At 53.3% G+C, this 16,521-nt stretch carries 9 protein-coding genes; 1 reads left to right on the top strand and 8 read right to left on the bottom strand.

Features of this window, described 5'->3' with window-relative positions; genetic code table 11:
* The first annotated feature begins 70 nt into the window (after positions 1-70).
* Complete coding sequence (locus tag A6X21_RS23670) at positions 71-3,304, top strand: DUF6288 domain-containing protein (RefSeq protein ID WP_083233516.1); 3,234 nt, start codon at positions 71-73, stop codon at positions 3,302-3,304.
* Between the two features lie 437 nt (positions 3,305-3,741).
* Here the strand turns inward: A6X21_RS23670 and csb2 are convergent, their stop codons facing one another.
* From csb2 to A6X21_RS09950, 8 genes are all read right to left on the bottom strand, one after another.
* Positions 3,742-5,442 carry a type I-G CRISPR-associated protein Csb2 gene (gene csb2 / locus A6X21_RS09915; RefSeq protein WP_068847612.1) on the bottom strand — a complete coding sequence of 567 codons (1,701 nt, stop codon included), beginning with the start codon at positions 5,440-5,442 and terminating at the stop codon, positions 3,742-3,744.
* 4 nt (positions 5,443-5,446) lie between these two features.
* Entirely contained in the window at positions 5,447-6,397 is a 951-nt protein-coding gene (cas7g, locus tag A6X21_RS09920) for a type I-G CRISPR-associated RAMP protein Csb1/Cas7g (RefSeq protein WP_068847613.1), read from the bottom strand.
* 46 nt (positions 6,398-6,443) lie between these two features.
* Positions 6,444-8,600, bottom strand: coding sequence for a type I-G CRISPR-associated protein Cas8g1/Csx17 (gene cas8g1, locus A6X21_RS09925; protein WP_068847614.1), 2,157 nt, complete (start codon positions 8,598-8,600; stop codon positions 6,444-6,446).
* Positions 8,590-11,013 (bottom strand): type I-G CRISPR-associated helicase/endonuclease Cas3g, encoded by a 2,424-nt coding sequence (gene cas3g / locus A6X21_RS09930; RefSeq protein ID WP_068847686.1) that lies wholly within the window; start codon positions 11,011-11,013, stop codon positions 8,590-8,592. The genes cas8g1 and cas3g overlap by 11 nt, the downstream gene beginning before the upstream one ends.
* A gap of 29 nt (positions 11,014-11,042) precedes the next feature.
* Complete coding sequence (locus A6X21_RS09935) at positions 11,043-12,092, bottom strand: helix-turn-helix transcriptional regulator (RefSeq protein ID WP_068847615.1); 1,050 nt, start codon at positions 12,090-12,092, stop codon at positions 11,043-11,045.
* Positions 12,093-12,210: 118 nt separating this feature from the next.
* Positions 12,211-12,882 (bottom strand): vWA domain-containing protein, encoded by a 672-nt coding sequence (locus A6X21_RS09940; RefSeq protein WP_068847616.1) that lies wholly within the window; start codon positions 12,880-12,882, stop codon positions 12,211-12,213.
* 237 nt (positions 12,883-13,119) lie between these two features.
* Positions 13,120-15,594 (bottom strand): ABC transporter permease subunit/CPBP intramembrane protease, encoded by a 2,475-nt coding sequence (locus A6X21_RS09945; RefSeq protein ID WP_068847617.1) that lies wholly within the window; start codon positions 15,592-15,594, stop codon positions 13,120-13,122.
* Positions 15,591-16,415 (bottom strand): ATP-binding cassette domain-containing protein, encoded by an 825-nt coding sequence (locus A6X21_RS09950; protein WP_068847618.1) that lies wholly within the window; start codon positions 16,413-16,415, stop codon positions 15,591-15,593. Before A6X21_RS09950 ends, A6X21_RS09945 begins: the two co-directional genes overlap by 4 nt.
* Positions 16,416-16,521: the final 106 nt, after the last annotated feature.

Genomic DNA, 16,521 nt, shown 5'->3' on the forward strand with positions numbered 1-16,521 from the left:
CCGGCCCCTGTGGGCTTCGTTGAATTGGCAGCCAGAATCGACTTTCCCCACTTATTGAGAAGTCATACGCATGCAAATCCGACTCAATCTCCTCGTACTCACAGTCTTATTTGCAGTGGCTGGCTCGTGCGTGGCTGCCGACCAAAAACACGACTGGAATCTCGGTGCCACGGGCCTGCGTGGCTGGATCCGTTGTGACAAAATGGTCACTTCCGATGCCCGCGAGATCAGGATCACCAGGGTGGCGAAAGGGGCTCCCGCTGAAGGTGTTCTTAAAGTTGGCGACGTGATTCTCGGGGTGGGCGGCAAGCCGTTTTCCTATGACCCACGCACCGAAATGGGCCAGGCACTCACTCTGGCCGAATCAGAGGCAGGTGAGGGCCACCTGTCTCTCACCCGTTCACGCGATGGTCGCAAAGACGAGGTTGTGGTCCAACTCCCCATCCTCGGCACCTACAGCAGCACCGCTCCCTACGATTGCCCGAAATCGAAGCTCATTCTCGAACAAGGGTGTCGAGAACTCGCCCGGCGAATGGCCACTCCCGATTACTCTGAAAACCTCGATCCCATTCCCCGATCCCTCAATGCCCTCGCTCTATTGGCCAGCGGAGACCCGAGCTACCTTCCACTCCTTCAGCGAGAGGCTCAATGGGCCGCCAGCTATCGCAACGAAGGGATGGCGACATGGTATTATGGCTATGTCATCATGTTCCTTGCCGAATACAAGATTGCCACGGGCGATGATTCCGTGATGCCTGACTTAAAGCGACTCGCACTCGAAGCCGCCCAAGGCCAAAGCGCGGTCGGCTCATGGGGTCATGGTTTCGCTAAGCCCGATGGTCGTCTCGGCGGCTATGGAATGATGAATTCTCCAGGTCTGCCGCTGACAATCTCTCTGGTATTGGCTCGCGAGGCAGGTGTCAAAGATCCCGCGCTCGATCTTGCGATTGAGCGCAGTATGAAACTGCTCCGCTTTTATGTTGGCAAAGGGGCGATTCCCTATGGTGACCATCATCCCTGGATTGAGACTCACGAGGATAACGGCAAATGCGGGATGGCCGCAGTCCTGTTTAACGTTCTGGGTGAATCGAAAGGGGCCGAGTTCTTCTCGCACATGAGCATTGCGTCTCATGGATCGGAGCGAGATACCGGACACACCGGAAATTTCTTCAACATTCTCTGGGCCATGCCCGGCGTTGCTCAAGCCGGACCGCAGGCGACGGGTGCCTGGATGAAGGAGTATGGAAGCTGGTACTTCGACCTCGCACGCCGCTGGGATCACAGCTACTTGCATCAAGGCCCACCGGAACCTGCAAGTGACAGCTACGCCGACTGGGATAGCACTGGCAGCTATCTACTGGCCTACGCGATGCCGCTCAAGAAGATTTACCTCACTGGCAAAAAGCCGGGCATTGTGCCCCCACTTGATGCGACAGCCGCTCAATCGTTGATTGTCGATGGGCGGGGCTGGGATAACAAAGATCGCAAAAGTTTCTACGATTCACTGAGCAATGAACAATTGACAGAGCGTCTGGAAAGCTGGTCGCCCGTCGTTCGTGAACGTGCTGCGATGGCTCTGGGACGCCGCAAGAATCCTCCTGTCCAGCGTTTAATCGAGATGCTCGATTCTCAGAATCTTGATAGTCGCTATGGTGCCTGCCAGGCATTGTTTTTCCTCCGCAAACGCGGAGCACCTGCCGTCGATACCCTCCAGCAGACCTTGCAGCATCCAGACCTCTGGCTGCGTATCAAAGCGGCAGAAGCCTTGACTGCGATCGGCACACCGGCCACCAAGGCGATCCCTCAACTGCTGGAACTGCTGGCTCAGGTCGATCTCAAAAATGACCCTCGCGGCATGCAGCAGAGATATCTCTCGTTTGCTCTGTTTGATAATGACGGTTTGTTGGGTCGCTCGCTGGAAGGTGTCGATCGTCCGGCACTCTACAAAGCCGTGCGGGCCGGGTTGAAGAACGAAGATGGTCGTGCTCGCGGCAGCATTGGTTCCGTCTATCGCCATCTCTCGTTTGAGGAAATCAAGCCTCTTCTCCCGGCTATCTACGAGGCCATTATTCAGCCCGCACCCAGCGGCGAAATGTTCGCCGATGGTATTCGAGTCGAAGGTCTGCGTCTCCTCTCACAGCACCACATCGAAGAAGGCATGCACGCTCTTGTCACCTATACTCGCGATCAAAATCCCTGGGCCAGTGAACAACGTACTCCGGAACTCATGGAGATCCTCCTTACCTATGGTTCCCATGCGAAAGCCGTTATTCCCGAACTGACCCAAATCGCAAACTACTTCGAAAAGGACGAAAAAGACTTTCCCAGGCATCTCATGCGCATGAAGGCGAAGTGTGTCCGCGAAACGATCACCGCGATTGAAGCCTCCCAGTCATCCCCGCAACTTGTCCGCATTGTCTCCAACTCCGAAGCAAAGCCTCTCAAGGTCTTCATCCTCGCCGGTCAATCCAACATGGAAGGGCATGGCGTGGTCTCCATGAATGGAAAGAGAGACTACAACGGCGGCAAGGGGAATCTCGTCTGGTCGATGAAACACTCCCAGAGCGCGGAAAAACTCAAACGCCTCAAAGACGAGCAGGGCGAATGGGTCGTCCGCGATGATGTGCAGATCTCCTTCAAGGTCGACGATAAGGTCCGCAAAGGGGGTCTGACAGTCGGCTATACCGGCTATGGCGGCAGCAGTCACATCGGGCCAGAGTTGGGGTTTGGTTTTGTGATGGGTGACTACCTTGACGAACCCGTCCTGCTGATCAAAACGGCGTGGGGAGGCAAAAGTCTCTTTGTTGATTTCAGGCCGCCCAGTTCCGGCGGCGAGGTCGGGCCCTACTACACCAGGATGGTTGAAGAAGTCCGCGCCGCTCTTGCGGAACTCGGCGATCAAAAATATGAAATCGCTGGATTTGTCTGGCAACAGGGATGGAACGATATGTGCGAAAAACCAGCGATTGCCGAGTACGCACAGAATCTCGTCAACCTTGTCAAAGATCTCCGCAAGGAGTTCGATTCCCCCAATCTGCCAGTCGTCGTCGGGGAACTGGGCAATGGTGGACCTGTCACCAGCGGTGATATGTTCGAATTCCGAAAAGCGCAGGAGCAGGGCACCCGACAAATCAAGAATGCCCTCTTCATCAAGACCACGGATTTCGCTCGCCCAGCCGAACTCTCCCCCAACACCACTCACGGACACCACTGGTTCGGCAATGCCGAAAGCTACTTCCTGATTGGCGAAGCACTGGGCGAAGGGATGAAACAACTACTGAAAGAATCCGCTCCGAACCGGTAACTCCGCGTCCTGCCGCGAGTGCCGCGGTCGATGCCGTCGAATGGCCACCAACGGTCAACGACGGAACGAGCCGGAAGCGTCAGCGACGGGCATTCGCAAGCTGGCATTTACATAGATGATTTCGCAGTTCGTTAGCGAAATCGATTGAAGAAAAGTGATCTGGGTTGCAAAGGGGTGAAGGGGAACTGGTGATGACCGAAGGATAAATTTGAATAGGCCCGTCGCTGACGCTTCCGGCTCGTGAATGAACTTCAGGAACGGACGATGACCCATCGAGTTTCGGCCGGAAGTCTGCGATCTTTATCGTATGGAGCAGAGAGTCAAATCAGTTCTCTCGTCACTCAAGCCATGACGACCTCCCGCGGGAAAGAATCTAAATCATTGCGTCCTGTCATCCAATGAGAAGCACCCACAAACAAAATCTCACCCGATCCACCTCACTCACCCACTCTCTCCGCAGAAAACAATCCCAAGCCATAGTGGCAGCCGTAGCCAAGAGCAATGGGCCCGGTTACCGGTTCAGGGAATGTCAGTCGGAATCCGTAGCATGCTCCAGAGGAACGTTGTCCGCCCCCTGACCTTCTGTAAAGCTGAAATTTGAGCCAGGGCGTCCATTGCCCACCGAGGTAGGTACCTGCCTCCTTAAGACCTGATAAAGGTTGATCGATGAGTAAATGGATCATGACTTCGTCTGCGAGGTGGGCCAGATGATCACGCTGTTTGAGTTCCCAGCGAATCAACTTCTGTAGTTCCCGAACAAGGGATCGATGACGAGTCACAGCGTTTTCCCGATCAGCCTGTTTGAATTTCATATGCCTGGTAGGGACGTAGGGTGTGCGGCTGATCCAGTGGCGGGAGGTGGCCAGAGTGCGGGAGCTGGGCAGTTGTAATGAGCCTCGCTGGAAATCTGTTGGCTGGCCAATGCCAACGAGGATCATCTGAATGTCGTGAGGATCTTCATTGGAAATGAGACCTCTTTTGGCGAGTCGTGCGAAGGCAAGTTCGTCTTCGTGGTCGAACCCTTTTGGAGCAAAAATGGTGGCGTGGGTGATGCGGCCAAATTTGTCGTTACTTTCGCATAGGATGTGGGCATGGGCGTGGCTTTCTTTCAGTCGCTTACCGTCCTCGCCTTTTCCTGAGAAGACGATCGACGTGTTATCATCCTGTCGAATCTTCTTGGAACAGCACATGAGAGCTTTACGAATGCGGTTGCCGAGTGTGAGAGTATCTGTCAGACGAGGTCTGACCGGGCTGCTTACGAGAAACTGTGCAACTGTGGGGCGTTTTTTCCTTGATGAATCTGGTTTTCGACGATTCGTGAATGAAGCAAATGCGTGAAATGGTCTGATGTAATTCAACGACTGGCTCCCGGGTGGTTGGTTCCAACCGGCTTTCCGCAATTCCGATGTGTCGGCGTGCAACGCTCCCAGAACCGAAGCTGGAATCGCCTCTTGAATAACAAGCTCGTCTTTCTTCGAGAGTTTGATACCTTCCGTCGGTTTTCCTTTGGCGTAAGCTGCCTGGATCAGGTCGTTCAGTTTTCTTTCCCGTAGCTGATTCAAGGTCGTCGCATGCCACGCAGCGAGTTCTTCGGCAGGTGTAGGAAGCAATGTCTTGATCAGTTCGAAACCTTCTGGTGCAGGTTCACCCAGTTTAAGGTGATAGATATCTGTTTCGATAGAACATTCGTTGAGTAGCTCTGCTTCGACCCAGGATTCTGCTCGTCCGAAGTAGGACATCGCCGATAGAAGATTCTCCAGCAGTTTTTTCTGTTCAGAGGTCAACTCCAACTCAGGCCATGTGACAATCACTGGATCGTCCTCACAGAGTGCCACAAAAGTATCAAAGACTTTTGTACGCTTCTCATTTGAGCCTTCGTTGATGGGCATGTAGTGCCGTGTGTGTCCTTGAGAGGCGGGAGGAAGATGGAAACGCGGCGGCGACGAGGCGAGCAGCGTGACTAAATCTTCCATCTCAGACTCTGGGACATCCGGGAACTTGTGATGCCAGACTGCCACCAGAGCGCGCAGTAATCTCCACGGAGAAGGGGGCCATTCGACCACTCCTTCGTTGACTTGTCGCCCCCAGGGAGTGGCATGGAATTTACGGGTCGGAAACTTCAAGGAAACAACGATCATGATTCTATGCCTTCGAATACTTGACCTCGGTGACCGCTGGAGACACGAAGAGCTTGGCCGCAGACTTGATCAATCCGGGGAGAGCTTTTTCGAGTTCTTCAAGCGAAGGAATCTGGAAGCCTTCTTTTGGCCGGCGGACATGAATGTCGCTGACTGGTTCGAGGTCGCAGGCGGTTCGCAAACGCAGGCCTTCGTGGAGGAACTTGCGAATTTTATAGAGAGAAATGGCAATCAACAGTGATTCGGCTTCGAGAGGCAAACCGTATCCGCGTAGCTGAGCGAGATCGAGATTAAAGTATGCAGTGATGGACTTGGCAACGAATTCCTCACGGTGGAAGGGAACGTGTCCAAAGCCCTTTTTGGTGTCTCCGCTCGGATCCACTTCATCTTTTTTGACACCGCCACTGGTAACGACTCCGGTTTCTTCAGCCTCAATGAATGATGAGAGTAATCGGGGAAGTCGCAATCGTCCTCCGGCAAGTTCGCTCTTGGCTAGAAATACGCCATGAATCAATGCGTTGGCATCATATTTCAACAGGACTTTCGCAAGGAGTTTCAGATCAACCCGACCTTTCTCCATCGCTCCCAGTTCGCTTTTCAGCGAGTTAAAAAAATTCTTGTCAGTCCCTTCAAGAATATATGGGCTGTTGATGCGATGCGATTCAAGGATCGAGTTAGTTGCGATCTGGCCATCTGAAACAACCTTGACGTAAGGCAGACCTTTTAGGGGTTCAACGAGTTCGTCGCTGGCTTCGTCCCAGCAGACGGCTTCGAGGCGATTGGCCATGGATTGAGCCGACTCTACCAGTAGCAAATCGACTCCGTCGTGCTTGTAAGTGGCTGCGCCGAGATCGGGGAAGCCAGTTGGTTGGAAACGTTTGCCTTGCACAGGTTGCAGGGCGACATCGAGCAGAAGTCGAGGCTGGTTCTTGAGTGCAGAAAAATCCAGAGACATAAGAATCGGCTCCAATTAAATCAAAGGGAAGGGGAAGGTTACAGAATCACGATGGTGTCAGATCTTTCTTTGGTCGCTTCAACACACGCTGCGCCAACGTCTGGTTGCTGGAAAGAGAGAGAGGGAACAGAAGGGCAGCCGCCAGTCTGCGGGGGCTTATGGTCGATTCGGTGATTTCATCAACTGCCGGTTCGAGCGAAGAACCGCGCAGGCGGCGAATCGCCAAAGCCGTAGCCGATTCCAATTGGTCCGCTGCCAGTAACCGCGCGATGGTGGGATCTAACCGCACATAAGTTTCGTTGACTTGATAAGGGGTATGGCAAAGCTTTAACAAACCATAAGCAGCGTTGATGGGTGAGGTCACTTCACGGGAGTCGTATTCGTCGCGCCGATTTTGTGAGCGAACGGCCGTCCAATCGACCAGGATCAATCCCGAGACGAGCGAGCTGATTCTGTTGTCATCGAGTTGGTTCGAAAGGAAGGCCATGACATCATCCAGACTGGCATGAAATGTCGTGTCCAGTGGCAGCACGATTGGCAGGTTCGACCCCGGCGTTTCTCCTCTGCGAATCGCCTGGATCATGCGTCGTTGCATAATTGCGACAAGGTTGATCTCAAGAGATCCAGCGTTCCAGACGACATGCCCTTCATCTTCACTCTCACTCATCCAGACTGGCCAACGCTTTCGAATCGAACTACCTTCATTCTCGACTTTCACCGGTTCGAGATACTGACGGAAGTTCCCAATCGACGGGCTGTAGATCCCGGCAAGACTGGCAGCGAGTCGGAACTCCGGTGTGCCATCGTGCGCTTCTTGCAGCCATTGCGGTGAAAGAAGTGGGACTGGTTTCTGGAATGCTTCTTCACGCCATTTGGAAGATTTAGCAAGTACTTCCTCAGCTTCGCCAAGAGCAACAAGGACCGCTTGAAAATTTGTGGTTCGTGAAGTTTTGCAGAGTTCGATAATTGCTGAATCCAAGACGCGGGATGCGCGACCAGCACTTCCCGGGGCTGTATCTGAAGAAGCCCCACGACGAAAACTATCGAGCCATCGATCCAGTTGTGGTTCTGCCAGCAGGTCAACCTGTGGATTCCGTTCAGCAATAAATCGCCCCAAGGGGACGGCGAAATAGGCTAACCCATTTCGAGAATGAAATCCGACACGGCTAAATTCAGTGATTCCACGATCAACACCGAGAGTCGAGACAGCTCGGGCAAAATCAACACCATTTTTTGCTGCTCGGCGACTGACCTGGGCACGCCCCTCAGAAAACAATACCGTCACTTCTCGGCGTGTACATGGCTGTGTCCATAAGGGGAGCCACATTTCAGCCCGACAGGAATCCTCGTCAGAAGTCGTCGCGCTGCCGTAACCAACTCCCGTTGCTCTTACACAAAACGGGTAACTTAGAAGTCCTTTATCGATGGATTCCAGTCTTTTGACGGCAGCCGTCGAGAATGTTAACGCCCCTTCTAACATGAGAACAAAATCCCACGGATTGACTGATCGATCGACAGCACCTGGATCAAATTGCCCGAGGATCGAATCTTTTTGCAGTCCATCTTGAGGTTGAGCAAAAAAGGCTTCTTCCCACCAGCCTCTGGCCTGCCGAGTTGGTCTGCCAGTATCGACATCAATCAAATCGAGCATTCGCTGCATGAAGTTATTCGAGAATTCCAACCGCCCATCGTTAAATCCTGTTCCTAATAATGGAGGATATTTGGGCCCACCATCCGTTAAAACAAAAGCTGCATCGAGGCTCTCGATAGCTTCTTCTGAAAGTCGATTGCGACAGGCCATGAGGACCTTAGCCTTCGCATCACCATCTGGCTTCTCCGAGAGTCCGCAGTCTCTGAGAACAGAAAAAGCAGATTCAATTGTCTCACGATAATTGGCAAGACGATCGGTTTGACTATTCCGAATTGCGGTAATTGCTGTTCGGTTGTCTTTCGGAAAAAAGCCGCTTCCGCCATTCCAGGGAGCAATAATCGGGGTTGGCTGATACTCATTAACAAAAAACTCACAGAGTTCTTCTTTTGTGAGCTTGGTCTTCAGATGAAAAATATCGCCGCTCCACCAGCCTTTGACTTGAGGATCGATTTGTTCACCCACCAGCCGGAGGACGCCGAGAGCCTTGAGATAGCTGGCCAGTGGTGTGGGGCCGCAACCTGTCAGTTGATGCGTTTGCAGGTTAGTTTTCATGGTGCGGTGCTCCGATCTTTGGTTGAGGCAGGGCCGAGCCATGCCAGTCGGCGATGCGAATCAGGCTTTCCAGATAACTCAGGCGGAAGGGGCCGAATTCATCTCGCAGGGCAAGCACTCTTGATAACCAGCTTTCCCCCTGTGACTCGCTTTCTCCGAGTTCCATCAACGAGAGGTCAATCGCGGTTTCTGAGGTTGTCTCGCCGTTACCCAGGTTCACGGGAGGAACCACATCTCCTTCATGCAATCCGCGAGCAAATCGCTTTGTTCGATCAGCCGGAGGCTTTTCGTTGGGCAGGCTGCGAATACTCCCGCGAACTTTGCCATGATGGGCCGCAATCAGAAAGGCGACGAGATTTGTGTCGAGAGCTTCGGGGTGATGCTTAAGCCAAACGAGAGCACTGGCCAGTTCATGCCGGAATCCGGGACGCGGCCCTTCATTGGGGATCTCGTACTGGATCAATCCTTTTCGGCCAGATTTGGCCCATAAACCTGGCTCACTCTCGTCTAGCTTTAGAGCTGATTGAAATGCAGGATGAGCCTTGCCCACATCGTGCCAGCGGGCGGCCGTCTGGAGGGAGTTCCAGGGAACTGAGTCGTCAATGGAGGCGAGTTGCCCGGCCAACGAGACCATCGATTCTTCGACATCCTGGAGGTGCTTGGTCAGCGTCACAGGGCCGCTGCCCAATTCATCTGCGTCGTTGGCATCGAGCGGAATGGGATTTTCGGGAAGTGGGACGACAGTCGGCTGATCTTTCGGGTTACCCGTCCAGCCGAGTTCTTTAGAGTACCCACCCTGTTCAAGCTTCAAGAGCAGAACCTGTCCTGGCCTGATACTGTTCGATTCTATCTGTCCCCATTCACGGTCCAGAGGGTTCCAAAGTAAGGCCTTCGTCTCAGACTTCTTCAAGAACTCCTTGGCACGATCAATTGCTACCGAGCAGAGTTCTTCTCGCAGAGGGGCTGGTTGCGTCGGCTCAGGCAGGTTTCCCTCGAAGGCCCGCCAATAGAATTGGATATCCGTGTCGTCCCCTTCTCGAATGTAGCGGGAAACATCGAGATCGTTCCCCGCCAGATCGGTCGTGGTATCCCAGAGATCCAGCAGATCCTTTCTGCGGAGTGTGTGGGCTACCACCTGGGGCCGCTGATCCTGAATGACTTTCAATGATTCCGGCCCGACATCCTTCAGGCTCTTGAGGTAGCCACGACTTTTCTCGTATTCATTGAACAGGTAGGGCAGAGCGAACTTATCTCCCTCCGATTTTGGCTCAATGCCGATCCAGAAAACCTGAGCATCGGAATATTCCCCTTTGCGATTGCAGCGGCCAAACCGCTGAACCAGAGAAGGCCAGGGTGCGAGCTCCGTAAACAGTGTTTTCGAGGAGACATCGACACCGGCTTCAACCGCCTGCGTGGCGACAACGATGGTGCCGCTCGCTGGGATTTCGGATGCAAATAACTTCTGTTCGTGTTCTTTTCGATCGACCGGACGAAAGCGGGAATGGATCAGAGCCGGTTGGGGAAGATCCTTGTTTTTGCCCGCCAGTTTTGTAATTTCCTCGAAGAGACTTTGAGCGCGTGGCACGCGATTCACGACAACGAGCGTCAAGCTGTTTCGTTGATGGCTTTTTGTGACAACAGCCGCGAGTTCTTTTGCATAGCCTTTCTCAGAAGCTGCGTTTAACGTGAGCGAGACCTTCTTAAGGCTTTTGACAGATTGTAAGCGCTTGCTGACCTCTGGATGAGAGACGTCGTCCTCTTCAAGTTGAATTCTGCTGTAACCTGCGACGGGCTCTGGATGATCTACGGTATTGAGCGGCGAGCTGTCGAGAGTGGCAGACATCCAGACGGAGTGGGTGATGCCAAAAGTCTTGAGTTTGCTCCGCAGACCTTGAAGCTGGGCGGTTGTCGTCAGACCAACTCCCATAAGCTGGGTTTCATCCATGATCCAGAGGCAATCGTTGTTAAGCAGGCCAAAATGGACAGGCCAGCGGTAGCGGGACATGCCATAGCCACGATTGAGCGCCCGAGAGAGCAGCATATCCTGTGTACCAACGATGATTGCCTCTTCGTCGGGCTGGGTATCCCAATCATCACTGTTGGCGCCCCCCATGAGGACATGGATCCCCAGGCTGTCTACCAGACCAAGTTTTTCTCGCCATTCCTTCGCGCATTTGATCGTCTGCTCGACAAGGACTCGCATCGGAAGGCAGTAAATCAGTCGACGCGGGGTGCTTGTCGAGAGTTTTTTGTCTTGCCGACGATAGAGCCATCCCAGAATCGCAGTTGCGGTCTTGCCAACACCCGTAGGAACATTGAGGAGTTCTGGCAACGAATCTGCAGTAGCGAACCGTTCCTGGTAAGGATATGGCTTCTGGCCAGTTGCTATATGAAAGATTGAATCGAACTTCATGAAGTTGCCCATATTACGGAGAGAATCAGTTATTTTGCCCGAGGTTTTGCAGGAGTTCGTTTTTCAGAGAGTTTGTGTGGCGGTGAATCGGGTTTTTCGTAGTGATGGAGTGTCTGTTTGAGGGAGTCGATGATTCGCTTTTTCAGGTGTTCGGGTTCTAATACCTCGACCTGGGGGCCGAAGCTGAGGAGCCAGGAGGTGAATTCTTCCAGGGGGCCGAGTTGATATTCCGCGAGAATGCTCCCATCCCATTGAGTGGTGAGTTTCTGGCTGGGGTGGAAGTTTTTTTCCTCTAAAATGCGGCTGACACCAGGAGCAAATCGGACTTTCACAGTTTCTGGTGCTTTATCGCTCGAAAAAATGCCGAACGAATGTTCGAGGTGGGCTGCCGGGTCGAAATTCTCGGGGCGATTGAACTGCCAGCCGTGGAGTTCGACGTGGCTGATACGATCCACCTTAAAGGTGCGGATAGCCTCGTGATCCCGTGACCAGGCGATGATATATAAAGCATGCTTGTGATGAACCAGGGCATAAGGGTAGATGTCTAAAAGTGTGACTGGTTCTGTCGCTCGCAGTGATTGATAAGTAATCACTGTGAGTCGGCGTTCTTCGATCGCGACCATCAGATCGTCAATCAGTCTGGCCCGCGATTCATAATCGACAACTCTGGCATGCGTGAGATGAATGGCAGTGGCCAGTTTCTGGAGGTGTTTGAGTGCAGGTGCCCCAAGCGCTGTGCGAATTTTCTTGAGTGCTGTCCGTGAGCCTTGCCAGAAATAAGTGCCAGCCAGCCCTTCCAGGAACTGACTTCCCCAGTAAAGGGCGGCGGCTTCTTCGAGCGTAAAGGTGAGAGCTGGGATGCCGGTGGTATCAGTCATTTTCCAGAGTTTGCGTCCGTGCGAAGAGACCTCCTGGTCAATGGGGAAAGCGAGTTGCTGGAGGAGTGCGAGATCGCGCTGAATAGTTTTGGTCGAGGCCTTGAGTTCTTCGGCCAAAGCCTTGAGAGAAACGCCTTGCCGACGGGCAGAGAGGATCCGCAAGAGCATCCATTGACGCAGAATCTGGGTGGTGTCCGACATGCGTATGTGGCCCTTGACGCACCGGTGAGCGGGTGAGAACAACTGTGTAGAAGATCATGCCTGAGTGAACACTCGCGCACAAGTGGTTTGTTATGCGAACGTTTGTCTGAGTGAAGAGTTATTCGTCTGCCAGGATTCGCATGGCGTCGGTGAATTCGATTTCGCTCAGGAGCGGGTTGTCCTCGTCGTCATTGGACATTTTCGCAGCGCGAATCTTTTTCATCTGTGCGTTCATGATGTTAAAAGTAGCGGCTACCTTTTCGGGATCGCTGGCAAAACGGAGTGCCTGGCCGGCGCCGATCCCCAGGTTCGCTGCCGTGGCAATCGCATCCTGATTGGCTGCGAGGAAAACAAACTGCCACTGATAGACCGACCGCTGATGGCTGATCTGCTGATTGATGGTCGCCATGTCGAAGTGCAGACTCGAATTCTCTTCACCATCGGTCAGCGTCACGAAGATGACGGTTCCTGGGCGATCTGCTTCGGGCAGCTTTGAAAGTGCTTCACCCGTCTCAGCAATCGCCCGTCCTATGGCATCAAGTAATGCGGTCGAACCACGGGGGACGAATGTCTCGAGATCGAGTTCAGGGATCGCTTCGAGTGGCTGCATATTGGCCAGGAGTTCGTAGGCGTAGTCGAACTGCACCAGAGTCATGGTGGCGCAGCCGGGTAATGCCTTTTGGGAGTTGAGAAAGGCATTAAAACTTTCGATGGTGGCGGCTTTGATCGATGTCATGGAACCAGATCGATCGAGCACAAACGTAATATGTGTGAGATCGCGACGCGTCATCCTGATGTCTCCATAAACTCCACGAGTTCTACAGAACATCACCGCTGGGGATGTCTGCAGATGTGATCGTGATGATGGCTGAGGAGACCAGTTGCTGAATCTCGAAAGTCCTTCGAGGTCCCCGGCTCACAGAGGCAGGGACAGAACTGGCTTGTTGGAGATGACATTAACCAGCGAGGTGGTCAACCCATGTCTGTCGTGACGAATGTACAGATGGATTAGGCCGCATGTGCCAGATCAGTTCGCTGGTGCGGGGGAATCTTCACGAGGTGGATATGGCTGGCTGACGAGCCAGGTGAGTGCCGCCATGGCGGTCAACGCACAGAGGAGTAGCAGCAGCGGGCGGAAGGTCAGTTCCTTCTCCGAGACCGTGATGAAAACCTGATGCAGACCAGGTTTCGTCAGTTGAGTTTGTATTTGACTCAGGCCCACCTGCATCCCGTTATGCAGGAAGTGATAGAGCATTCCCGGATAAATGCTCCGGCTCTGGACGGCCAGAAGTCCAATGATCAGACCTAGAAGTGCGGCATTGAAAACCTGCTGTGAAACCATGTGAATGACACCAAAGCTGATGGCCGAGATGACAATGGCGAGGCCATGTCGGCCGCCCTGCCTGAGGCCACTCAGGATAAACCCTCGGAAAGCCAGTTCTTCGCAGATCGCAGGTGCGATCGCAAAGGCGACGAACAGTAACCAGAGAGGTTGCTCATTCTTCGAAAGGAGTTCGCTGACCTGCTTCATGCTTTCTGGTAATGGCGGGAAGAACCAGGCCAGTCGATGGGAGAGTTCCAGCGACAGGGGGAAGACACTTAATGCCAGGATGGTCGAGGCAGCCAGATAGCGCAGTTTTGGTAAGCGGAATTGAAAGGTTTGCCGTACGCTCGTGGTGAGGATGATTCCCATCATGAGAGCGGGAGTAGCAATGATCGCCACCTGTTGAACAATCATCAGTTTGAGCATGATGCCGCCTAGTTCATTGGGCTTGGCCTGACTGAGTGGTTGCTGGAACATTTTGAGAGCTGCAAACTGCAGAAGCATGATCAAGACAAAGCAAACTCCAGCCTCTGCAAAGGAAGGTGTCGGCGTTTTGTCACGCAGGAGTTGCTTAAGCCAGAGTTTGAGTTCGAAGCGTTCGGACTCGCGGAAGAGGACTTCTTCTCGACTGAACTGATCAATGGCCCACCAGAGAGCCAGCAGGCTATAGCCTGCAGAAGTCAACAGGACTGGTATCGAGTAGAGCCACAATAAATGTGAATCGGCAGTCCCGAGGAGTCGCTCTTTTAACAGGAGAGCCGGGCCAACGACTGGCAGAATACTATAGAACGGTTGCATCTCGACAGCGGGTGAGAGGCAGAAGACTGTGAGTCCGAGTGTGACCATCAGGAGTGGGGTGAGATAGTATTGACCTTCTTTAGAGCTTCGCGCGAATGTCGCCAGTGCGAGGCAAAGTGCGCTAAAGAGAGCAGCAATGGGGATCAGAAGCACAGCAACCCACACAAGCGATGAAAATGCGGGGAGTGTCAGATCGACATTGCGAGAGAGATTGGATGCTGCCAGTGATGAGACATACTTGCCTGTGAAACTCAGGCTTAAGAGGTTCAGCACTGCCGTGGCCATACTGAAGCCCATGACAGTGAAGAATTTGCCAATGACGATTTCGGTGCGGCTGGCCGGGCAGATGAGGAGTGTTTCCATGGTGCCACGTTCTTTCTCACCCGCAGCCAGATCGATGGCGGGGTAAAACGCGCCCGTGACCGCCATGATAATGAGCATGGCGGGGTAGAGCTTGCTCCAGACGTTATTCGCCACCTGTTGAGAATCGGCCAGTTCGACGACGTGGGCGCGAATGGGTGTGGGCAATTGTTCGGGAAGACCACCGGCTTTCAGTTGATCGCGAAGGATCTGCCTTTCCCACGACTCCATCACTTCGACAACGCGTGTGTAGGCAATCACCGATTTGTCATCGGCACGATTGCGAATGATAAGTGGTCTGGGGTAGTCAAAATTGCTCGCTGGGGTCTGTGGTGCGGTGGCATCTTTTGCGCTGTTTTCTCTTGGCTGGCTGCGTTGACTGGCGAGTTGCTGCTTGACGGCTTCGATACTCTGGTCAAAGTCGGGCGGGATAATAATAAGAACCTGAATGCCGCTTTGCTTAAAGAGCTCACTCATCGTTTTGCGAAGCTGAGCCTGAGTGGTTTCCCGTTCGGGGGAAAGTAAAGTCGCAGGGCGACCTCTTTCGACCGCAGCGGGATTGAGCAGTTTGAGTTGTTCAATAAGAACCTGTAGTTCTTTAGCCTGGTTGAGGATTCTTTGCCGGCGAGCCAGATCGGCAGAAGAGGCGGCTGGTTTTTTTGTGGTATTCGTCGGCTGCTCAGCATCGGCCGATAAAGCTTTGGAGTTTTCTTTGTCTGCATTCTCTGCTGGCAGATCGGTAATGACTTCGAGCTTGTTCTGGCTCTCGGTATTGGTCTCGAACCAGGCTTGAGCAAAGCGATGACCATCGAGCAGTTGAGGCGGAGGAAGATCAGCGGCTCCCAGAATCACGACTGTGCGCGGCTGCTCGCTGAAGAGTACGGTCAATTGCATCATGCCGATCCCCAGTGCGGGATACAGCAGTAATGGTAAAACAGCCACCATAAATAATGTGCGGCGATCGCGCAATTGATCGAGAACTTCGCGGCGGAAAATCAGCCAGACGTTGCGCCAGTTCATGGTCTCACCTCGACGTTCATACTGGTGTCGTCGAGGCCGGTATTGATGGAGTCTTCATTGGCACGCAGACGCTCAGCTTCTTCGGCATCGCAGGCGGAAATCAGTTCAAAAAAGAGTTCTTCGATATCCCGCTGATGATGTTTATCGCGCAGTTCTTCAATCGAGCCCTGGGCCAGGATACGACCGCGATAAATGATCGCAATGCGGTCACACAGTTTCTCGACTTCACGCATGATGTGTGTTGAGAAGATGATGCACTTACCCTGATCTCGGAGTGATTCGACAGCGTGAATCACTCTGCGGGCGACAAGTACATCGAGTCCACTGGTCGGTTCGTCGAAGATCATGACGGGAGGGTCGTGCACAATGGCTCGGGCGATGGAAACCTTCTGTTTCATGCCGGTCGACATTTTGGAGCCGAGCACTTCACGAATTTCGTTCATTTGCAAAGTGCTGAAGATGGTTTCGAGTCGCTGAGTGAGTTGTGCCTGCGGAATGCCATAGAGCCGACCATAGTATTCGACAAGTTCCCAGGCGGTCATGCGGTCGTAGATGCCGGTGTTATTCGACATGAAGCCGATGCGGGCGCGAACTTGAGCGGGATGAGTGGCGACGTCGTAGCCGGCGATGATGGCGGAACCGGAACTTGGTTTAAGGACGGTACTGAGAATTCTCAGGCAGGTGGTTTTTCCTGCGCCATTGGGGCCCAGTAGTCCAAAGATTTCGCCGGGTTTGACATCGAAGCTGACGTGATCAAGTGCCAGACGTTCACCCGTCTTGAAGTCTGAGAACTTTTTCGTCAGTCGATCCAGTTGAATCATAAGTTGCCAATGGTCTTCGCGGCAGAACCTTCTCCCCAGAGAAAAGCCCGGCCCCGCTCGGATAATCATTAACTTCGTGTTGATTGTTAATCACGATACAACGTGA

The sequence above is a fragment of the Planctopirus hydrillae genome, from assembly GCF_001707835.1.
In the GTDB taxonomy this organism is placed as follows: domain Bacteria; phylum Planctomycetota; class Planctomycetia; order Planctomycetales; family Planctomycetaceae; genus Planctopirus; species Planctopirus hydrillae.

Bases quoted from the DNA above. Each gene is read 5' to 3' on its own strand.
- A6X21_RS23670 (WP_083233516.1), top strand. From the start codon at position 71: ATGCAAATCCGACTCAATCTCCTCGTACTCACAGTCTTATTTGCAGTG.
- csb2 (WP_068847612.1), bottom strand. From the start codon at position 5,442: ATGATCGTTGTTTCCTTGAAGTTTCCGACCCGTAAATTCCATGCCACT.
- cas7g (WP_068847613.1), bottom strand. From the start codon at position 6,397: ATGTCTCTGGATTTTTCTGCACTCAAGAACCAGCCTCGACTTCTGCTC.
- cas8g1 (WP_068847614.1), bottom strand. From the start codon at position 8,600: ATGAAAACTAACCTGCAAACGCATCAACTGACAGGTTGCGGCCCCACA.
- cas3g (WP_068847686.1), bottom strand. From the start codon at position 11,013: ATGAAGTTCGATTCAATCTTTCATATAGCAACTGGCCAGAAGCCATAT.
- A6X21_RS09935 (WP_068847615.1), bottom strand. From the start codon at position 12,092: ATGTCGGACACCACCCAGATTCTGCGTCAATGGATGCTCTTGCGGATC.
- A6X21_RS09940 (WP_068847616.1), bottom strand. From the start codon at position 12,882: ATGACGCGTCGCGATCTCACACATATTACGTTTGTGCTCGATCGATCT.
- A6X21_RS09945 (WP_068847617.1), bottom strand. From the start codon at position 15,594: ATGAACTGGCGCAACGTCTGGCTGATTTTCCGCCGCGAAGTTCTCGAT.
- A6X21_RS09950 (WP_068847618.1), bottom strand. From the start codon at position 16,415: ATGATTCAACTGGATCGACTGACGAAAAAGTTCTCAGACTTCAAGACG.